The organism is Stackebrandtia nassauensis DSM 44728 (assembly GCF_000024545.1).
Lineage (GTDB): Bacteria > Actinomycetota > Actinomycetes > Mycobacteriales > Micromonosporaceae > Stackebrandtia > Stackebrandtia nassauensis.
In genome coordinates this window covers 4,220,507-4,235,054 of sequence record NC_013947.1, presented here as the reverse complement: position 1 = coordinate 4,235,054, position 14,548 = coordinate 4,220,507, and the positions used below count along the sequence as shown (strand labels likewise).

The window sequence follows — 14,548 nt, the reverse complement described above, 5'->3', positions numbered from 1 at the left end:
CAAGGCTGCGCGCGAGCCGCCAAGCCATATGACATCCCTTCATGATGCGGGCTCCGGGGATGGTCATCAGGATGCTTCGACTGGTGGCCGAATTGACAGTGACTTGTGGCCCTGTGTAGTCACTCGCCCGGGTGATTAATGTGCCTGTTGCGATATGTGCATGTGTTGAATACGATGAGTGGACTAGTCACTGTTGCCCCCCAAGACATGCCGCTCGCCGTTCCAGTGTCCGAAAGGGTCCCCGAGTCGTGTCCAAGTTTCGAAACTCCCCGGCACTCATCGACATCCTCCGCGCGCTCAGCGGCGGGGAGACGTTGTCGGCCAACGAGATCCGCGCCCGTTCCGGCCGATCGTTCAGTTCGGCCCAGCAGAAGAAGCTGACCGAACCCGGCTACCTCGTCGTCGGCAAGGCAGGCCGGGCCAGTACGTTCACGCTGACCGCCGACGGCATGGACATGGCCAGCGACGAGCTCGACGGCGCCGAACAGCCGTCGAGACACGCCCCGGACCAGCGGCTCGGCGCCGAGGAGCGCAAAGCGTTGTTCGCCTTGCTGTCGCCGTCGTTGCAGGTGTCCTACGCCGAGGTGAAACGAACCCTGGGCATCGCCATCGGCGAGGGCCTCCGCCATACGCTGGCCGACAAGGGCCTGGTCGTCGTGGTCGAAGGCCCGCTGCGGTTCGAGCTGACCGAGAAGGGCTGGGCCGTAGCGGAAGCGGAGCTCTCACGTCCCGCCGAAGCCGACGACCCGCCGCTGCTGAAGCTGCTCCACCACCACTTCTGCCTGCTGTTGGCCGGGCTGCGGACCCGCGGGCTGGGCCTGACCGACATGTACGCCGAGTCGTATGTGGACATGTCCACGAAGCAGGCCGCCGCGCCACGGAAGGTGGCGGCCGAGACGGTCGGCGCGCGGATCATCGACGCGTACGACGAGCTGGTCTACGAGCCCGGGGGTTGGGTGAGTCTGACGCGGTTGCGCGAACACATGTCTGATGTGGAGCGCGAGGAGCTGGACGAGGTGCTGTCGGCGTTGTTCCGGGACGGGCGGATCAAGCTGATCGCCGAGGTGAACCAGAAGACGCTGACCCACCGGGACCGCGAGGCGGCGCTGCACATCGTGGGTGACGAGAAGCATCTGTACGCGGTGGGATGACAATGGACGCACGGGAACGAACGATATTGGAGTCACTGCGCTTCGACGCGGCTCCGACCGAGAAGACACTGTGGGGCGGGCGGTTGCCGCATCTGCCGGACCTGAACCAGCAGGTCTACGACCGGCTCCGGCACGAGATCACGGCCCTTCACCCCGGAATGATCGACTCACCGCCCGGGCTGGTCGTCCACGGCGAGTTTGGTTCGGGAAAGAGCCACATCGTCTGGTGGGCGCGCAAGTTCATCGCCGGTATCGGTGGCTACTATTTCAACATCCAACCCGACGGCGCTCCCGAAACCTTGTGGACACGGGTGCTTGCCTCGATGGTCCGGGACCTGTGTGAGCCCATGGACCCGCACCAGCTGCCGCCCACCGTGACCACCCAACTGGCGTTGGCGGTGGAACGGCTGGCCAAGGACGTGGGTCTCGACGAACCGGCGCGGGCGGTCGTCAGCGGCCGAAAGCGCGTCGACACCGAACAGTCGCGCTCGTACCTGCGCGCCTTCACCGACGGGGTGCGTTCCCGCCACCCGAGCCGGGGACTGCGAAACGTCGCCCTGGCCCTCGCGCTGCTGGCGATCGACGATGACGACGCCAACGCCGCCGGCTGGGCCTACCTGCACGACAGCGACGACGAAATGGACTCGCGGCACAACTGGGACCTGCGGCCGGTCCGGCCCGCCTCACCCGACGAGGTGGTGCGGCACCTGTCGCAGCTGCTGGCCAAGACCGGGCCGTCCCTGTTCGTCGTGGACCAGATCGACGAACTGGTGGTCCGCTCCGCGCAGTCTACGGAGTCGGCGGCATCGGACGGGGAGTCTGCCGATCTGGCCGCCGCGTTGATGACGATCCGCGAGAAACTGACCCGAAGCATCACGCTCATCTCCTGCCTGGAGCACACCTGGGAGACGATTCGCTCCCGCGCGGCCCGGTCGGCCCTGGACCGGTTCCACGGCGCTTTGCGGCTGAATCCGATCCCCAACGGGGACACCGCCCGCCGCCTCGCGGCGGTCTTCCTGGCGCCGCAGTTTCAGCGACTGGGATTCGCGCCGCCGTATGACACCTGGCCGATTCCCCCGGCCGCGTTCGACGAAGCGGCCCAGCATCGACCCCGGCAACTGATCCAACTCGTCGGTGAACACGTCCGCGAGTGTGTGGCTGCCGGTGAACTGGTGCCGGTGACGGTCTTTCAGAATCGCCGCCGACCCCCGGACGGTACCGGGACGGCTGACAAACCGGAGGATCCCGAGGCGTCGGAAACGCAGACACGGTATCTCTCCCACCGGCGAACACTGCATGTGGACGGTCTCAAGGAGACCTCCGCCGAACGCGATCTCGCCGACGTGCTGACCGGCGCCGCACGGGCCCTGGCCACGGAGGCCGGTCTCGGTGAGAGCACCCAGGTTCGCGACGCGTGTCGCGGCGCCGAGAAGGCCTCCATCCACTGCGAGATCACCACCGCGGCGAAAGCCAAGATCCTCATACGCGGCATCAACACCATCAGCGCCGCGCACGTCGGTCAACGCGTCGACAACGCCAGGGCGGTCGCTGCGGCCGAGACCGCGGACTCCGTTCACCTGTTCATCGTGCGAACGAACCCCTGGAAACCGACCACCCGCATCAAGTCCGTGACCAACGAACTGGCGGCTTCGAACGGGGTCGTCACCGAGATCAGCGACGACGACCTGCGAACCCTGCGCGCCGTCCAGCTCACCACCACCAGCGACACCGACGAAGTGCGCCAATGGCTGCGCGACACCCGACCCGTGAGCGGAACCGAGCTGGGCAGGGCACTGCTCAAACTCGTCAAACCCGAATCCGGCACCCCACTGGATTCCTCGCCTAAGACACCAGACGCGACCCCACCGGCGACACCGAAGCTGACCGACGCGCCGCCCATGGTCGCCGAAACCGTGATCCCACTGGGTCTCAACCCCCGAGGCGAACCGGTCACCATCGAGCTACCGGCGCTGCGCAAACACGTCGCCATGTTCGCCGCCTCCGGATCAGGCAAGACCGTCCTGTTGCGACGCATCATCGAGGAGTGCGCTCTTCGTGGCGTCAGTACCATCGTCCTGGACCCTAACAACGACCTGGCCCGTCTCGGCGACGCCTGGCCGTCCAACCCGGACGGCTGGTGGCCCGGCGACGAAGAACGCAGTCTGGACTATCTCAAGAACACCGACGTCGTGGTGTGGACTCCAGGAGTCAGCCGCGGCAACCCCTTGACCCTGCAACCCTTCCCTGACTTCACCGCCGTGCGCGACGACCCGGACGACCTACGGCTGGCCATCGAGACCGCCGTCGCGTCGCTGGCTCCCCGCGCTCGGATCGACGCCGAGAACCACCAGGCGGACGGCCGTCGCGCAGTGCTGCGGGTGACGCTGCGGGAGTTCGCGCGTCGCGGCGGCGGTGACCTGGGGCAGCTCATCGAACTGCTTCGCGAACCGTCCGATGAGGTGCTGGCCGCGCTGCCGTCAGCCGACCGGCACGCCACCTACGTGGCCTCGGCGTTGGCGTACGCGCGCTCCAACGATCCGCTGTTCGACGGCGAAGGCGTCCACTTCGACCCCGATCGGCTGCTGGCTCCCGCGAACGGTTACCGGGCCCGGGTCTCGGTGATCAACCTCGCCGGAATCCCTGACGAGAACCGTCCCGCGTTCGTCAACCGGCTCCAGATGGCGCTGTTCACCTGGATCAAGCGCCACCCGGCTCGCGACAAACCACTCAGTGGACTGTTCATCATGGATGAGGCGCAGACGTTCATCCCGTCCGGACGAAACACCCCGTGCACCGAGAGCACCCGCAATCTCGCCTCACAGGCCCGCAAATACGGGCTCGGCCTCGTCTACGCCACCCAGGCACCGCGCGGGATCGACAGTCGTATCACCGGCAACGCCGCCACCCACGTCTACGGCCGCGTGGTGGTTCCCCCGCACGTCGGCGCCGTCAACGACATGGCCAGGGCCCGAGGCGACGAACCGCCGCCGATCTCCCAGCTGACCGCCGGGCGGTTCTATGTCTCACTGGAGGGCCACCCGCTCACCCAAACGACGGTCCCCATGTGCCTGAGCCACCACGGGCCACCACTGGAGGAAGGCGAGATCTCCGAACGAGCTCGATCGAAGCGGCGACAACCATGATGAACCCGGTGGTTCAACAGCTGATGACCGAGTTCTGCGCCGAGAAGGGACTGTCGTCGTGGAGAGACCCGGACAAGTTCGAGGTGTTCGCCACCCACTGTGTACTGAGTGACCACACCTTCGACAGTTTCGAAGCTGTCGACTACCGCATCGGCGGCAGCGAGGACGGCGGTATCGACGGCTACGCCGTGGTGATCAACGAAAACCTGTTCAACGCCCCCGACGACGTGGAACGCTGTCTTCTGGCCACCACCGACATCTCACCGACGATCGTCGTCGTCCAGGCCAAGACCTCGGCCAGCATGAGCCGGGCGACCATCGCCGATCTGCGGGTTCGCGTCGAGTACATTCTGCGGACCGAGGAGCCGCTCGACCACGCCGCCGACGTCGAACCGCTGCGAGAGTGCCTGCGCCGGATCAAGAAACACCGAGACCGCCTCAACAGCCGCGGCGTGCGCCTCGAGATCGCCTACGCCAGCACCTCGCTGGGCGCCAACGACGAGCTGCGCCGCGAAGCATCCCGCGCCGCGCAAGCTTTGGCCCACAACGGGATCATCGGTGAGGTGAGGTTCGAGTTCCTCGGCCGTACCGAACTCAGCCGCCGCTACGAACGAGCACAGTGGTCCTCCAAAGCGAAACTGACCTTCACCGGCCACTACGCCCTGCCCGTTGACCCCGGCATCACCCAGGCCCGGCAGGGGCTGGTCCCGGCCGCCGAACTCGTGCAGGCCATAGCGGATGCCTCCGGCGACCCGAAGCCCAACCTGTTCAGCGAGAACATCCGCGAATACCAGCCCGCCGCACCCGTTAACGACGAAATCCGCGAAACCCTGCGCGACGAGGCGACCCGCCGCCGTTTCGCCGTCCTCAACAACGGCATCACGATCGTGGCACGATCACTGCGAGCCTGGCAGGACTCCCAAGTGGTCATCCGCGACTTCCAGGTCGTCAACGGCTGCCAGACCTGCTACGTGCTCGCCGAGGAATCCGATCGGCTCGACGGCGTCGCCGTGAAGGTGCAGATCATCGAATGCGACGACGACGAGGTCATCAACGAGATCGTCACCGCGACCAACCGGCAGACCGAGATCCCCAAGGTGTACTTCACCAACCGGAACCAGCTGATGCGGCGCCTGGAAGTCCACTATCGCCATCAATACGACGAGAATCGGCCGCTCTACTTCGCCAGGCGCCCCGGCAAAGGCGCCAACGACCTGCGCCGCGGCGTCATCGGCATGAACCCGCAACTGCGCGCCCATGTCGCGATGTTCGGCCGACCCGCACCGTCCAGCGGTCACCGGGATCTGGACACCGCGTTCGACGAACACTTCGGCAACGCCTCCGAGCGCGAGTTCTACACCGCCGGTGCGGCACTGTACCGCTGGGACTGGCTGGCCGACACCAGACGCATCCACAAACGCTACCGATCGCTCGGCTACCAGGCGATCGCCGTGCTGGGCGTGCTGTACGGCGTCCGGCCGCTCGTCGGCGACCACAAAGCCAAGGGCAAACGGCTGGACCCCGTCGACGAGGTGCTCTGGTCGGACGGCGGCTGGGAACTGCTCGCCCTCGACATCCAATCCGTCCTGGACAAAGCGCTGACCCAGTCGTCCTCACCCGACCCGAAGACCGCGGCCGCGTCGATCACCTTCGGCAAAACAGTAGTGGCCCTCGCCCGGCAACAGCCGCGCCGATTACCCCGGCCAGCGCGCGCCACTCACACCGGTGGCACGCTGGACGCCATGACCTCGCGGGCCGAGCCATCGGCAACCATCGATCACGACGACTCGGCGGCGGTCGCCGCGTTCCGCGAACGCATCGGCATCGAGTCCATCATCGACGTCCACACCCACTTCATGCCGCGACGGGTGCTGGCGAAGGTCTGGGCCTACTTCGATCTGGCGGGACCGGTGATGGGTCGGGCGTGGCCGATCACCTACCGCCACGAGGAAGAGAGACTGCTGCGACTGTTGCGCGGTTTCGGCGTCCGCGCGTTCACCTCCATGCTGTACCCGCACAAGCCCGGCATGGCGCGCTGGCTCAACGACTGGGCCGCCGACTTCGCCGCCCGCACACCCGATTGCCTGCACACGGCGACATTCTTCGACGAACCCGGCGCGATCGACGACGTCACCCGCGCCGTCGACCAGGGCGCGCGGGTCTTCAAATGCCACCTCCAGGTCGGCGGCTTCGACCCCAACTCCCCGCTGTTGGACAAGGTGTGGGGACTGCTGGCCGACGCCGGGATTCCGGTGGTGACCCATTGTGGATCCGGGCCGATTCCCGGCGCGCACACCGGACCCGAGCCGATGGCCGCGCTATTGGAGCGGCATCCCCGGTTGCCGTTGGTGGTCGCACATCTCGGGATGCCGGAGTACGAGGACTTCCTGGGGCTCGCCGAGCGGTATGAGCGGGTCATGTTGGACACCACGATGGCGTTCACCAGGTTCACCGAGGCGATGCTGCCGTTTCCGGACCGGGCGCTGCCACGGCTGGGGGATCTGGGGGACCGGGTGCTGTTGGGCACGGACTTTCCGAACATCCCCTACTCGTACGCGCACGCGTTGGCGGCGTTGGAGTGCACCGGGTTGGGGGAGGAGTGGTTGCGGGCGGTGTGTCACGACAACGCCGCGCGGCTGTTCGGTCTGTAGTGGACGTCAGAACACCGACCAGCCGGTGACGGTGGTGAACCGGTCAAGGGCGGCGACGCCCGCCACCGAGTTGCCTCGGGCGTCCAGTCCCGGGCTCCACACGGCGATCGCGCAGCGGCCGGGGACCACCGCCAGGATGCCGCCGCCCACGCCGCTCTTGCCCGGCAGGCCGACGCGGAAGGCGAACTCTCCGGCCGCGTCGTAGGCCCCGCAGGTGAGCATCACCGCGTTGACCCGTTTGGCCTGGCTGCGGGTCAGGAGGCGGTTGCCGTCGTTGCGGACGCCGTGCCGGGCCAGGAACAGTCCGGCTCGGGCGAGCTGGGCGCAGTTCATCGTGATGGAGCATTGCCGGATGTACTGCTCGACGACGTCCGGCAGTTCCTGCCGCATGTTGCCGTAGGACGCCATCAGGTAGCCGAGCGCGAGGTTGCGGTTGGCGTGCTCGGCTTCGGAGGCGGCGATCTCGGCGTCCACCGACACCGCGTCGGAACCGGACTCGGCGCGTAGGAAGGCCAGCAGCGCTTCGGCGGCGTCGCCGTCGTGGCCCAGTTCGTCGGTGACGACAAGTGCCCCGGCGTTGATGAACGGGTTGCGCGGGATCCCGTTCTCGTACTCCAGCTGCACCAGGGAGTTGAAGGGGTTGCCGGACGGTTCCCGGCCGACCCGTCGCCAGACCCGGTCGCCGTCGGGGCGCGACAGCACCAGCGCCAGTGTGAACGCCTTGGACACACTCTGGATCGAGAACGGTTCCCGCCAGTCGCCGACGCCGTGGACCGAACCGTCCAGATTCGCCACCGCCATGCCGAACCGTCGGATGTCGACGCGCGCCAGGGCGGGGATGTAGTCGGCGACCGTCCCGCGTCCGATCTCGGGTTCCACCTCGGTGGCGATGTCGGCGAGCAGGCCGGGAATGTCCACAGCAGTCACGGCGACGATTGTGCCTCACCCGCGACGCCGGTGGCGTCAGGTCACTCCGCGTTCGCGGTCTGCTCGGCCTGGATCTTCTCCACCGTGTTCGGTGAGGCCACCTTGCTGCGCGCGAACCAGGCGACGGCCAGCGGCGCGGCGACGGCCACGAGTCCCAGGATCGAGGTCGACTGGGCTTCGGTCAGGTTGATGCCGAAAGCGACGAGCGCGGACAATACCGCCGAAGCCAGGGCGGTGATCGTGGCGACGGTGATCAGCGGTTCTTTTCGCATGGGAGTTTCCTTAGTCTTCCGGCAGCCCGGCCTGGAGGGGGACAGGATCGGAATTGCCCCGAATACGAGGGCGCCAAGGCTAGGTGACCGGGTGTACATGTGACAGCGGTCATTGGCCTCCGATTCCGGGTACATCAACCCAGTGGGCCTCTTTTCGGGCGATTCGGCTTTCGGCGCGTCACCATGGAGGACGTAACGGATCAACGGCAGGAGCGCGTTATGAACTTCGTACTCGGTTTGGACCTGGATGGAGTGTGCGCCGACTTCTACGGGCGGATGCGCGAGATCGTCGCGGAACTCAACGAGGTGCCCATCGACTCGCTGCCCGGCCAGGTGAGCTTCGGGCTGGCCGAGTGGGGTGTGGACGGAATCGAGGAGTACCGGCGCATCCACCGATTCGCGGTGACGCAACGAAAACTGTTCGACTCCATGAAGCCGATCCCCGGGGCGGTGCCCGCGCTGCGTCGGCTCAGCAACGAGGGCATCCACATTCGCATCATCACCCACCGGCTGTTCATCCCGCACTTCCACCAGATCGCCGTCACCCAGACCACGACCTGGTTGGACCGCCACGGTTTCCTCTACCACGACCTGTGCTTCATGAAGGACAAGGACCTTGTGGACGCCGACCTCTACGTGGAGGACGCGGAGCAGAACATCCTGCGGTTGCAGGAGCAGGGCAAGCCCGTCATCACCTTCACCAACTCGACGAACGTCCACACCGCCGCGAAACGGCGGGCGGGTTCCTGGCAGGACGCCGAGGCGATGATCCGCGAGACCTACTACGAATACCGCAGTCGCTCCAACCTGCCGCTGCCGACCGGACCAGGTAAGGAGCCACCTTCCGGCAGCGCGTGATGACCGATCGCCGCCAAACCGTGCCCGTTAGACGGTAAGTGGTCCGAGTGCCCAGTGGAAACGAACCGTTTACCTGAGCGTTGACGCAGCTCAGCGCGGGTACACATGACGGATGGGCAGGTGGATGAGTTGTGAGTACCCCGTGGTCGACTCGATGATGCGTATCGTCGACTCCGGTCAGTCCGTTTCGATCGATGAGATGGCGACGGAGGTTCGCACCCACGGTGCGGACTCGCGTCCGTCGCGCCGTGACGATTTCCCGCGCGACCTGCGCGAACTGACGACCGAGGCGGCCTGACGACGCCGCCAACCGTGCTGACCGGTCATTTGCACCGGTACTCGTCGGTCCTGGGCCACGAATGACGGCCCGCCGGGCAGTGCGTGCACTGCCACAGGCCGGGCACGACGATGTCGCCAGCGACGACGTAGGTGACCCGGATGAGGTTTCCGCACTCGCGACAGGAACCTGACGGAGTTCTGATGGGCACCGTCGATTCCGTGGCGACAGTCTGTGATGGAGTGTCGAAGGCCACGGTCGTGTCCGTGGCGGCGGTCCCCGTAGCGGTGATCATGGTGAGCTCGTTTTCCGGCTGGTATGGACGGGGTAGGGGGCTGCCGGTGCCCATTGATATCGAGATTACGCAGCGGGAGGCAATGCTGCCTCAACGTTTCGTGCCACTGTGGGTAAACGATCGGGATCGATTTGTCAGAGGTTTAGGTCCCGTTTCGGACTTTGGGTGCGATTCCGTTGCGAACACGGAAGATCAGCGCTCCGCGTCGGCACCTTCCCCGGTCTCCGGCTCGGCCGCGCAGCCACGGGTGTTGGGGAGCCCGACGAGGATCTTCTCGCACAGACCGCGCAACTGCTCCTGCTCGTCCGACGTCAACGGGTCGAACAAGAGCTTGCGCACCTCGGCGACATGCCCCACCGCGGCCTCCCGCAACGCCGCGAACCCCTCGTCGGTCAACTCCGCGACAATGGAACGTCCATGGTGGGGGTGCCGCTTGCGCTTGATCCAGCCGTTCTTCTCCAACCGCGACACCGCGTGGGACAACCGGCTCGGCGAGAACCGGGTCGCCGCGGCCAACTCCGTCATCGTCCGCGTCCGCTGCGATGACTCCGACAGCATCGCCAAAATCATGTAATACGTGTGCGGGATGCCCGAGTCCCGTTGCAGCTGCCGGTCGAGGGCCTCGTGGAACAACTGTGTCGACCACAGGAACGCACGCCAGGTCGACTGTTCGACGTCGTCAAGCCACGGTCCACTCATGACACCATCTTAACCATTGCTTGAACGTTCAAATGTGCTATCGTCGCCCACGACACTTGAAAGTTCAAATATCGGAGGTTGACATGAAAATCCTGCTCTGGATCCTGCAAGTGGCACTGGCCCTGTTCTTCGCCAACGCGGGGTTCGCGAAGGTCTCCCAACCCATTGGCACCCTGGCCGACACGATGACCTGGATCGAGTACTTCCCGTCCGGAACCGTCCCGATCCTGGGCGCACTCGAAATGCTCGCGGCGATCGGCCTGATCCTGCCCGCCGCGTTCGGCATCGTCGAAATCCTCACCCCGTTGGCGGCCACCGGACTCGTCCTGATGATGATCGGCGCCGCCATCACCCACGCGACCCTGAGCGAGTGGCCCGCCGTCGGCCTCACCGTCGTCATCGCCGCCATCGCGGCGTTCACGGCCTGGGGACGATTCCGCCTGCTGCGCCAACGCAAACCCGAAACCGTCCCGGCCGCCGCGAACTTATCCGACCGGAGCTAGCTTGACGGTCCGCTTGTAGAACTCGATCCGCTTGCCGCCGTTGTTGACCAGTTCCTCGCCACCCGGGATCAGCACCTTGTTAAAGGTGTAGGAACCGTCCTCGTGTCGGGTGAAACGAACCTCGCCGCCACCCTCCTTGGCGTAGTAGACGGTGCCGTCGGTCTCACTCAGGTGACTGCTGGCCTCGGCCCAGGTGGCGGCGTTCACCTTGCCGGTCTGCTTCACACCGAAGTGGTCCTGCCACATGGCGGTGGCGCGCTTGGTGTCGGGCCCGAAGTACCCGTCGATGGGGTCCTCAGTGGCCAGGAACCCGTCGACGACCAGAACCGACTGCCACAGCACGACCAGGTCGGTGTTGTCGGAGTTCTCGCACCCGTCGCACAGTGAACCACCCAGTTCCCGGTAGTGGTCGTTCCAGTCGTCGGTCACCTTGTTGAGACCATCCACATAGGTCGACGCCTTGGTGTCGACGCTGTCGGCCGCGGCCCATCCCGCGGTGCCACCGGCGACCGCGATGGTCGCGGCTGCCACGGCGGCGATCGTCCACTTCCTGCTTGCCATTTACCGGCCCTTTCCTCCAGAGAAACGCGTTTCGCGCGTCGGCAAGCTTCCCCATAGGCGCTTAACATTCGCTTAATACCGCGACAGCCAGGCCGAGTTCGCAGACGGTGTCACCGCTGCTTCGCGTTGTAGACCTGCGTTTCGCTGACGAAATCCGCGGCCGCGCAGGCATCGGCGAAGTCGCTGGTCTCGAAATGCAGTTCAATGGGGCTGATCTCGCCGTCGTCGTAGTCGTCGACGATCACATCAGCGGCCGTGACCACGCCGTAGTCACGCGACTCGGCCGCGCTCCGGGCAAGCTCGTAAACATCGGTGCTCCAGGCGAGGTAGTCGTCCTGCGGCAAGGTGAGCAGGTCCCCGGAGATCAAGTCGACGCAAGCGACCTCACCGGGATCGAGGCCCTCGACGAAGGGGCCACGCTCGGACGTGCCTACGAGCGTGATCCACGCGGCGCCACTGACGACGGCCACACTGGTCACGGCTATGGGGATCCAAAGCTTCATAGCGGTCACCCCACCTGTCCCAAGCTTCGTATGCCTCGGCGAACACATGACGACGTGTACGGACATGCCAGCGCGGAACAGGTGCTCGGGCATGGTGTCTACTTTAGTCGGATTGGGATCTTGGTGCGGTCGACGAACAGGTCGCAGCTTTGGCATACGCGAAGGCGGCGGACGCGTCCGGTTCCCGGAGCGGTGAACTCGACGTCATCGAAGCGTTCGTGTAGGCAGCCCGACAGCGGTCCTTCCCCGTAGATGACGGTCGTGCCGTTCTGGTGGGATCCGGCGCGGATGATGCCGCCGCCTCCGGCTTTCTGGCCCTTGCCGTAGGTGATGCGCATCTGGACGTGTTGCGGCGGCACCTGGAACGTGGCGCCGATGGTGCCGTTGACGGTGATGGTCCACTGGATCGCGAGCCCGAACGCGCTGGCGGCCGGGTCGGGGTAGATGTCGAGGATGCCTGGTACGGGGTTGGCGCCGTCCAGACTGACGGTCACGGTCTCCGTCAATGTTTCGACTGTGACAACCGCGGCGCGGGTTTTGGGTGTCATGGAGGGGCCTATGTGGTCGCAGCGGGCAGGATGAGCAGGGCGCCGGCTCCGGTGCTGGTCCGGAGTGGACTGAATGGGGGTGGCGTGTGGAGGGTTGCCGTGCCCGCGAACGCAAGGTTACGAACTGGTTGGTGAGTTTGCCTCACCGTTTCGTGTCGCCGTGGTGAGCTGACAGACCCTGACGTGGTGAGGTCTTTGGTCCTCAATGGGACGAAAGGTGCTTTATCGTGCGACCCGTGTCATCGTGGGTGCGGCGGGGGGTATAGAAGAACCCCAGGTGGCTGCCCTACCGGGCTGCCCACCTGGGGTCTGAGCTGTGCGCGAGGGGGGACTTGAACCCCCACGCCCAATAATAGGGCACTAGCACCTCAAGCTAGCGCGTCTGCCATTCCGCCACTCGCGCGCGCACATATGTAGTTGTATCTCTGGGTTCGTGGTGGAACACCACGGTACTCGCGTCCCGAATTGGCACGCGAGGCAACACTTTACACGAGGGGTTGGGGGCCGGGCGAGCGACTATCGGGGGTGCGTTTCAGGTGGTGGTGACGGTGCGGAACTCGGTGCCCGAGGGGGCGAGTTTGCGGAGTTCGTTGATGGTGGAGCGGCGGTCGCGGTCCTTGTTGGTGAAGCCGATCGCGAAGGGGGTGTCGAAGGCTACGCGGGTGCCGTTGGTGGTCTTCCAGAGTTTGGGGCTGGCCTGGAGTTCGTCCACGGCGGTGGGGGCGTCCCAGAGGAGGTATTTGTGGACGTCGCGGGTGGTGAGGCGGAGGTTGTCGACCTCGGACCAGGACAGGCCGACGAAGGTGGCCGCGCCGATGCGGATCCACAGGCGTTCGGTGTCGGCCGCGAGGACGGGGCGGCCGCCGAAGCGCAGGTACATGAAGAGGCTGAAGACGATGACGAGGGCGACGCAGCCCAGCAGGGCCCAGCTGGGCCAGGTGCTCAGGTCGAGGATGAGGGCCATCGAGATGCCCACGAGGAGTGCCGCCAGGGCGGGCAGCAGCATTTGTTTGGCTTCGACGTCGCGCTTGGTGCGCAGTTCGAAGGGCATCGGGTTCAGGCTTCGCCTTAGTTCCATGGTCGCTTTCCTCGCAGGTGATGGAAGCGGCATCATATCGGCGAGCTGGGTGGGGGGACTCGTGAGCCCGAACCACCCGGTTCGGGCTCACGTTGTCAGGCGGGTCAGGGTTTGGTCCACACGGCGACGTAGTCGACGACCATGGGGTGGTTGGGGACGGTGGCGGCGGTGGGGGTCTGGTGGCCCGCGACGCCGTCGGGGAACGCGCCGCCGATGGCGACGTTGAGGATTATGAAGTAGCCGGCGTGGCTGGTCATCTGGTTCCAGGTGTCGGCGGGCAGCTGGTCCTGGCGGACGCTGTGGAACTGTTGGCCGTCCACCAGCCAACGGAGTTGGTGGGGGCTGACGCTGGTGTCCCATTCGAAGGTGTAGGTGTGGAAGCCGCTCTGGCAGGTGCCGCCGGGGCAGGGGCGGCTGGCGCCGATGCCGTTGTTCTCGTTGCAGGGACCGCCGGGAGCCGTGCCACAGTGGAGGACGCCCCAGACGGAGTCGATGCCGTTGACGTTCTCCATGACGTCGAACTCGCCGATGCCCGGCCAGTTCCACCAGTTGCCCCGGTAGGGGGAGCCCAGGGCCCAGAAGGCGGGCCAGTAGCCCTTGGCGGCTTCGCCGGTGACGTTGGGCATCTGGAGGCGGCTCTCGATGCGGACGACGCCGCCCGACGGGGGTTTGAAGTCCTGCTTGTTGGTCTCGATGCGGGCCGAGGTCCAGTTGCCGGAGCCGTCGCGGCGGGGGGTGATGTTGAGGTTGCCGTTGCCGTCCACACTGACGTTGTTGGGATCGTCGGTGTGGTAGGCGATCTCGCCGGTGCCCCAGTTGGCGGGGCCGCCGGGGTAGCCGTGGCCGATGCTGAAGCGCCAGCGGTCGGTGGAGGGCAGGGAGCCTGCGGCACCGTCGAAGTCGTCGCCGAAGACCTGGGTCCAGCCCGGATTGGTGGGGATGGACGCCTGGGCGGTACCGGGGACGGCCAGGAGGGCTGCCGACAGCAGCAGGACGGCGGCTGCCGTGAGCAGCCGCCGTTTGGTGGGTTTGGTCGCGGATGGGGAACTGTCATGTCTCATGACGACCTCGCGGGGGAGGAT

General features: G+C 66.0%; 13 protein-coding genes, 1 tRNA gene and 2 pseudogenes. 7 read left to right on the top strand and 9 right to left on the bottom strand.

What is annotated here, in order from left to right; genetic code table 11:
- Positions 1 to 248 precede the first annotated feature (248 nt).
- The 4 genes and pseudogenes from SNAS_RS33015 to SNAS_RS37690 all read left to right on the top strand — a co-directional run bounded on the left by SNAS_RS33015 (position 249) and on the right by SNAS_RS37690 (position 6,945).
- Positions 249 to 1,151: a hypothetical protein gene (locus SNAS_RS33015; protein ID WP_013019191.1), complete on the top strand. Its 903-nt coding sequence runs from the start codon at positions 249 to 251 to the stop codon at positions 1,149 to 1,151.
- A 2-nt stretch (positions 1,152 to 1,153) separates the two neighbouring features.
- Positions 1,154 to 4,294, top strand: coding sequence for an ATP-binding protein (locus tag SNAS_RS19565; RefSeq protein ID WP_013019190.1), 3,141 nt, complete (start codon positions 1,154 to 1,156; stop codon positions 4,292 to 4,294).
- Positions 4,291 to 5,499: pseudogene (locus SNAS_RS37695) on the top strand (AIPR family protein); the annotation flags it as partial. The gene SNAS_RS19565 and the pseudogene SNAS_RS37695, both read left to right, overlap by 4 nt.
- 537 nt (positions 5,500 to 6,036) lie before the next feature.
- Positions 6,037 to 6,945, top strand: coding sequence for an amidohydrolase family protein (locus SNAS_RS37690; RefSeq protein WP_041626550.1), 909 nt, complete (start codon positions 6,037 to 6,039; stop codon positions 6,943 to 6,945).
- Between the two features lie 6 nt (positions 6,946 to 6,951).
- Here SNAS_RS37690 and SNAS_RS19555 read toward each other — a convergent pair whose 3' ends face one another.
- Both SNAS_RS19555 and SNAS_RS19550 read right to left on the bottom strand, forming a co-directional pair.
- Entirely contained in the window at positions 6,952 to 7,863 is a 912-nt protein-coding gene (locus SNAS_RS19555; RefSeq protein WP_041625059.1) for a glutaminase, read from the bottom strand.
- Between the two features lie 50 nt (positions 7,864 to 7,913).
- Positions 7,914 to 8,144, bottom strand: a complete 231-nt coding sequence (locus tag SNAS_RS19550; RefSeq protein WP_013019187.1) for a hypothetical protein — start codon at positions 8,142 to 8,144, stop codon at positions 7,914 to 7,916.
- Between the two features lie 219 nt (positions 8,145 to 8,363).
- On the opposite strand from SNAS_RS19550, the gene SNAS_RS19545 reads away from it, so the two are divergent.
- Both SNAS_RS19545 and SNAS_RS35875 read left to right on the top strand, forming a co-directional pair.
- The gene (locus tag SNAS_RS19545; protein WP_013019186.1) at positions 8,364 to 9,002 is read left to right on the top strand and encodes a 5' nucleotidase, NT5C type; all 639 of its coding nucleotides are present in this window, start codon (positions 8,364 to 8,366) and stop codon (positions 9,000 to 9,002) included.
- A 142-nt stretch (positions 9,003 to 9,144) separates the two neighbouring features.
- On the top strand, positions 9,145 to 9,300 hold the full coding sequence (locus SNAS_RS35875) for a hypothetical protein (protein WP_169313902.1): 156 nt from the start codon (positions 9,145 to 9,147) through the stop codon (positions 9,298 to 9,300).
- Between the two features lie 466 nt (positions 9,301 to 9,766).
- Here the strand turns inward: SNAS_RS35875 and SNAS_RS19535 are convergent, their stop codons facing one another.
- Positions 9,767 to 10,273, bottom strand: coding sequence for a MarR family winged helix-turn-helix transcriptional regulator (locus SNAS_RS19535; RefSeq protein WP_013019183.1), 507 nt, complete (start codon positions 10,271 to 10,273; stop codon positions 9,767 to 9,769).
- Positions 10,274 to 10,356: 83 nt separating this feature from the next.
- Between SNAS_RS19535 and SNAS_RS19530 the strand changes: the two genes are divergently transcribed.
- Positions 10,357 to 10,776: a DoxX family protein gene (locus tag SNAS_RS19530; RefSeq protein ID WP_013019182.1), complete on the top strand. Its 420-nt coding sequence runs from the start codon at positions 10,357 to 10,359 to the stop codon at positions 10,774 to 10,776.
- Here the strand turns inward: SNAS_RS19530 and SNAS_RS19525 are convergent.
- From SNAS_RS19525 to SNAS_RS19500, 6 genes and pseudogenes are all read right to left on the bottom strand, one after another.
- On the bottom strand, positions 10,759 to 11,337 hold the full coding sequence (locus tag SNAS_RS19525; protein ID WP_013019181.1) for a peptidoglycan-binding domain-containing protein: 579 nt from the start codon (positions 11,335 to 11,337) through the stop codon (positions 10,759 to 10,761). The genes SNAS_RS19530 and SNAS_RS19525 overlap by 18 nt on opposite strands.
- A 110-nt stretch (positions 11,338 to 11,447) precedes the next feature.
- Positions 11,448 to 11,933 (bottom strand): hypothetical protein, encoded by a 486-nt coding sequence (locus SNAS_RS19520; protein ID WP_144300569.1) that lies wholly within the window; start codon positions 11,931 to 11,933, stop codon positions 11,448 to 11,450.
- 5 nt (positions 11,934 to 11,938) lie between these two features.
- Positions 11,939 to 12,346 carry a hypothetical protein gene (locus SNAS_RS19515; protein WP_041625057.1) on the bottom strand — a complete coding sequence of 136 codons (408 nt, stop codon included), beginning with the start codon at positions 12,344 to 12,346 and terminating at the stop codon, positions 11,939 to 11,941.
- 359 nt (positions 12,347 to 12,705) lie between these two features.
- Positions 12,706 to 12,791 (bottom strand) — tRNA-Leu (locus SNAS_RS19510).
- A 129-nt stretch (positions 12,792 to 12,920) separates the two neighbouring features.
- On the bottom strand, positions 12,921 to 13,466 hold the full coding sequence (locus SNAS_RS19505) for a hypothetical protein (RefSeq protein WP_013019178.1): 546 nt from the start codon (positions 13,464 to 13,466) through the stop codon (positions 12,921 to 12,923).
- A 110-nt stretch (positions 13,467 to 13,576) separates the two neighbouring features.
- Positions 13,577 to 14,527: pseudogene (locus SNAS_RS19500) on the bottom strand (glycoside hydrolase family 16 protein); the annotation flags it as partial.
- Positions 14,528 to 14,548 lie beyond the last annotated feature (21 nt).

Excerpts from the sequence above, each read along its gene's own strand:
- SNAS_RS19530 (WP_013019182.1), top strand. The coding sequence starts at position 10,357 with ATGAAAATCCTGCTCTGGATCCTGCAAGTGGCACTGGCCCTGTTCTTC.
- SNAS_RS19525 (WP_013019181.1), bottom strand. The coding sequence starts at position 11,337 with ATGGCAAGCAGGAAGTGGACGATCGCCGCCGTGGCAGCCGCGACCATC.
- SNAS_RS37690 (WP_041626550.1), top strand. The coding sequence starts at position 6,037 with ATGACCTCGCGGGCCGAGCCATCGGCAACCATCGATCACGACGACTCG.
- SNAS_RS19545 (WP_013019186.1), top strand. The coding sequence starts at position 8,364 with ATGAACTTCGTACTCGGTTTGGACCTGGATGGAGTGTGCGCCGACTTC.
- SNAS_RS19535 (WP_013019183.1), bottom strand. The coding sequence starts at position 10,273 with ATGAGTGGACCGTGGCTTGACGACGTCGAACAGTCGACCTGGCGTGCG.
- SNAS_RS19550 (WP_013019187.1), bottom strand. The coding sequence starts at position 8,144 with ATGCGAAAAGAACCGCTGATCACCGTCGCCACGATCACCGCCCTGGCT.
- SNAS_RS19565 (WP_013019190.1), top strand. The coding sequence starts at position 1,154 with ATGGACGCACGGGAACGAACGATATTGGAGTCACTGCGCTTCGACGCG.
- SNAS_RS19520 (WP_144300569.1), bottom strand. The coding sequence starts at position 11,933 with ATGCCCGAGCACCTGTTCCGCGCTGGCATGTCCGTACACGTCGTCATG.
- SNAS_RS19505 (WP_013019178.1), bottom strand. The coding sequence starts at position 13,466 with ATGGAACTAAGGCGAAGCCTGAACCCGATGCCCTTCGAACTGCGCACC.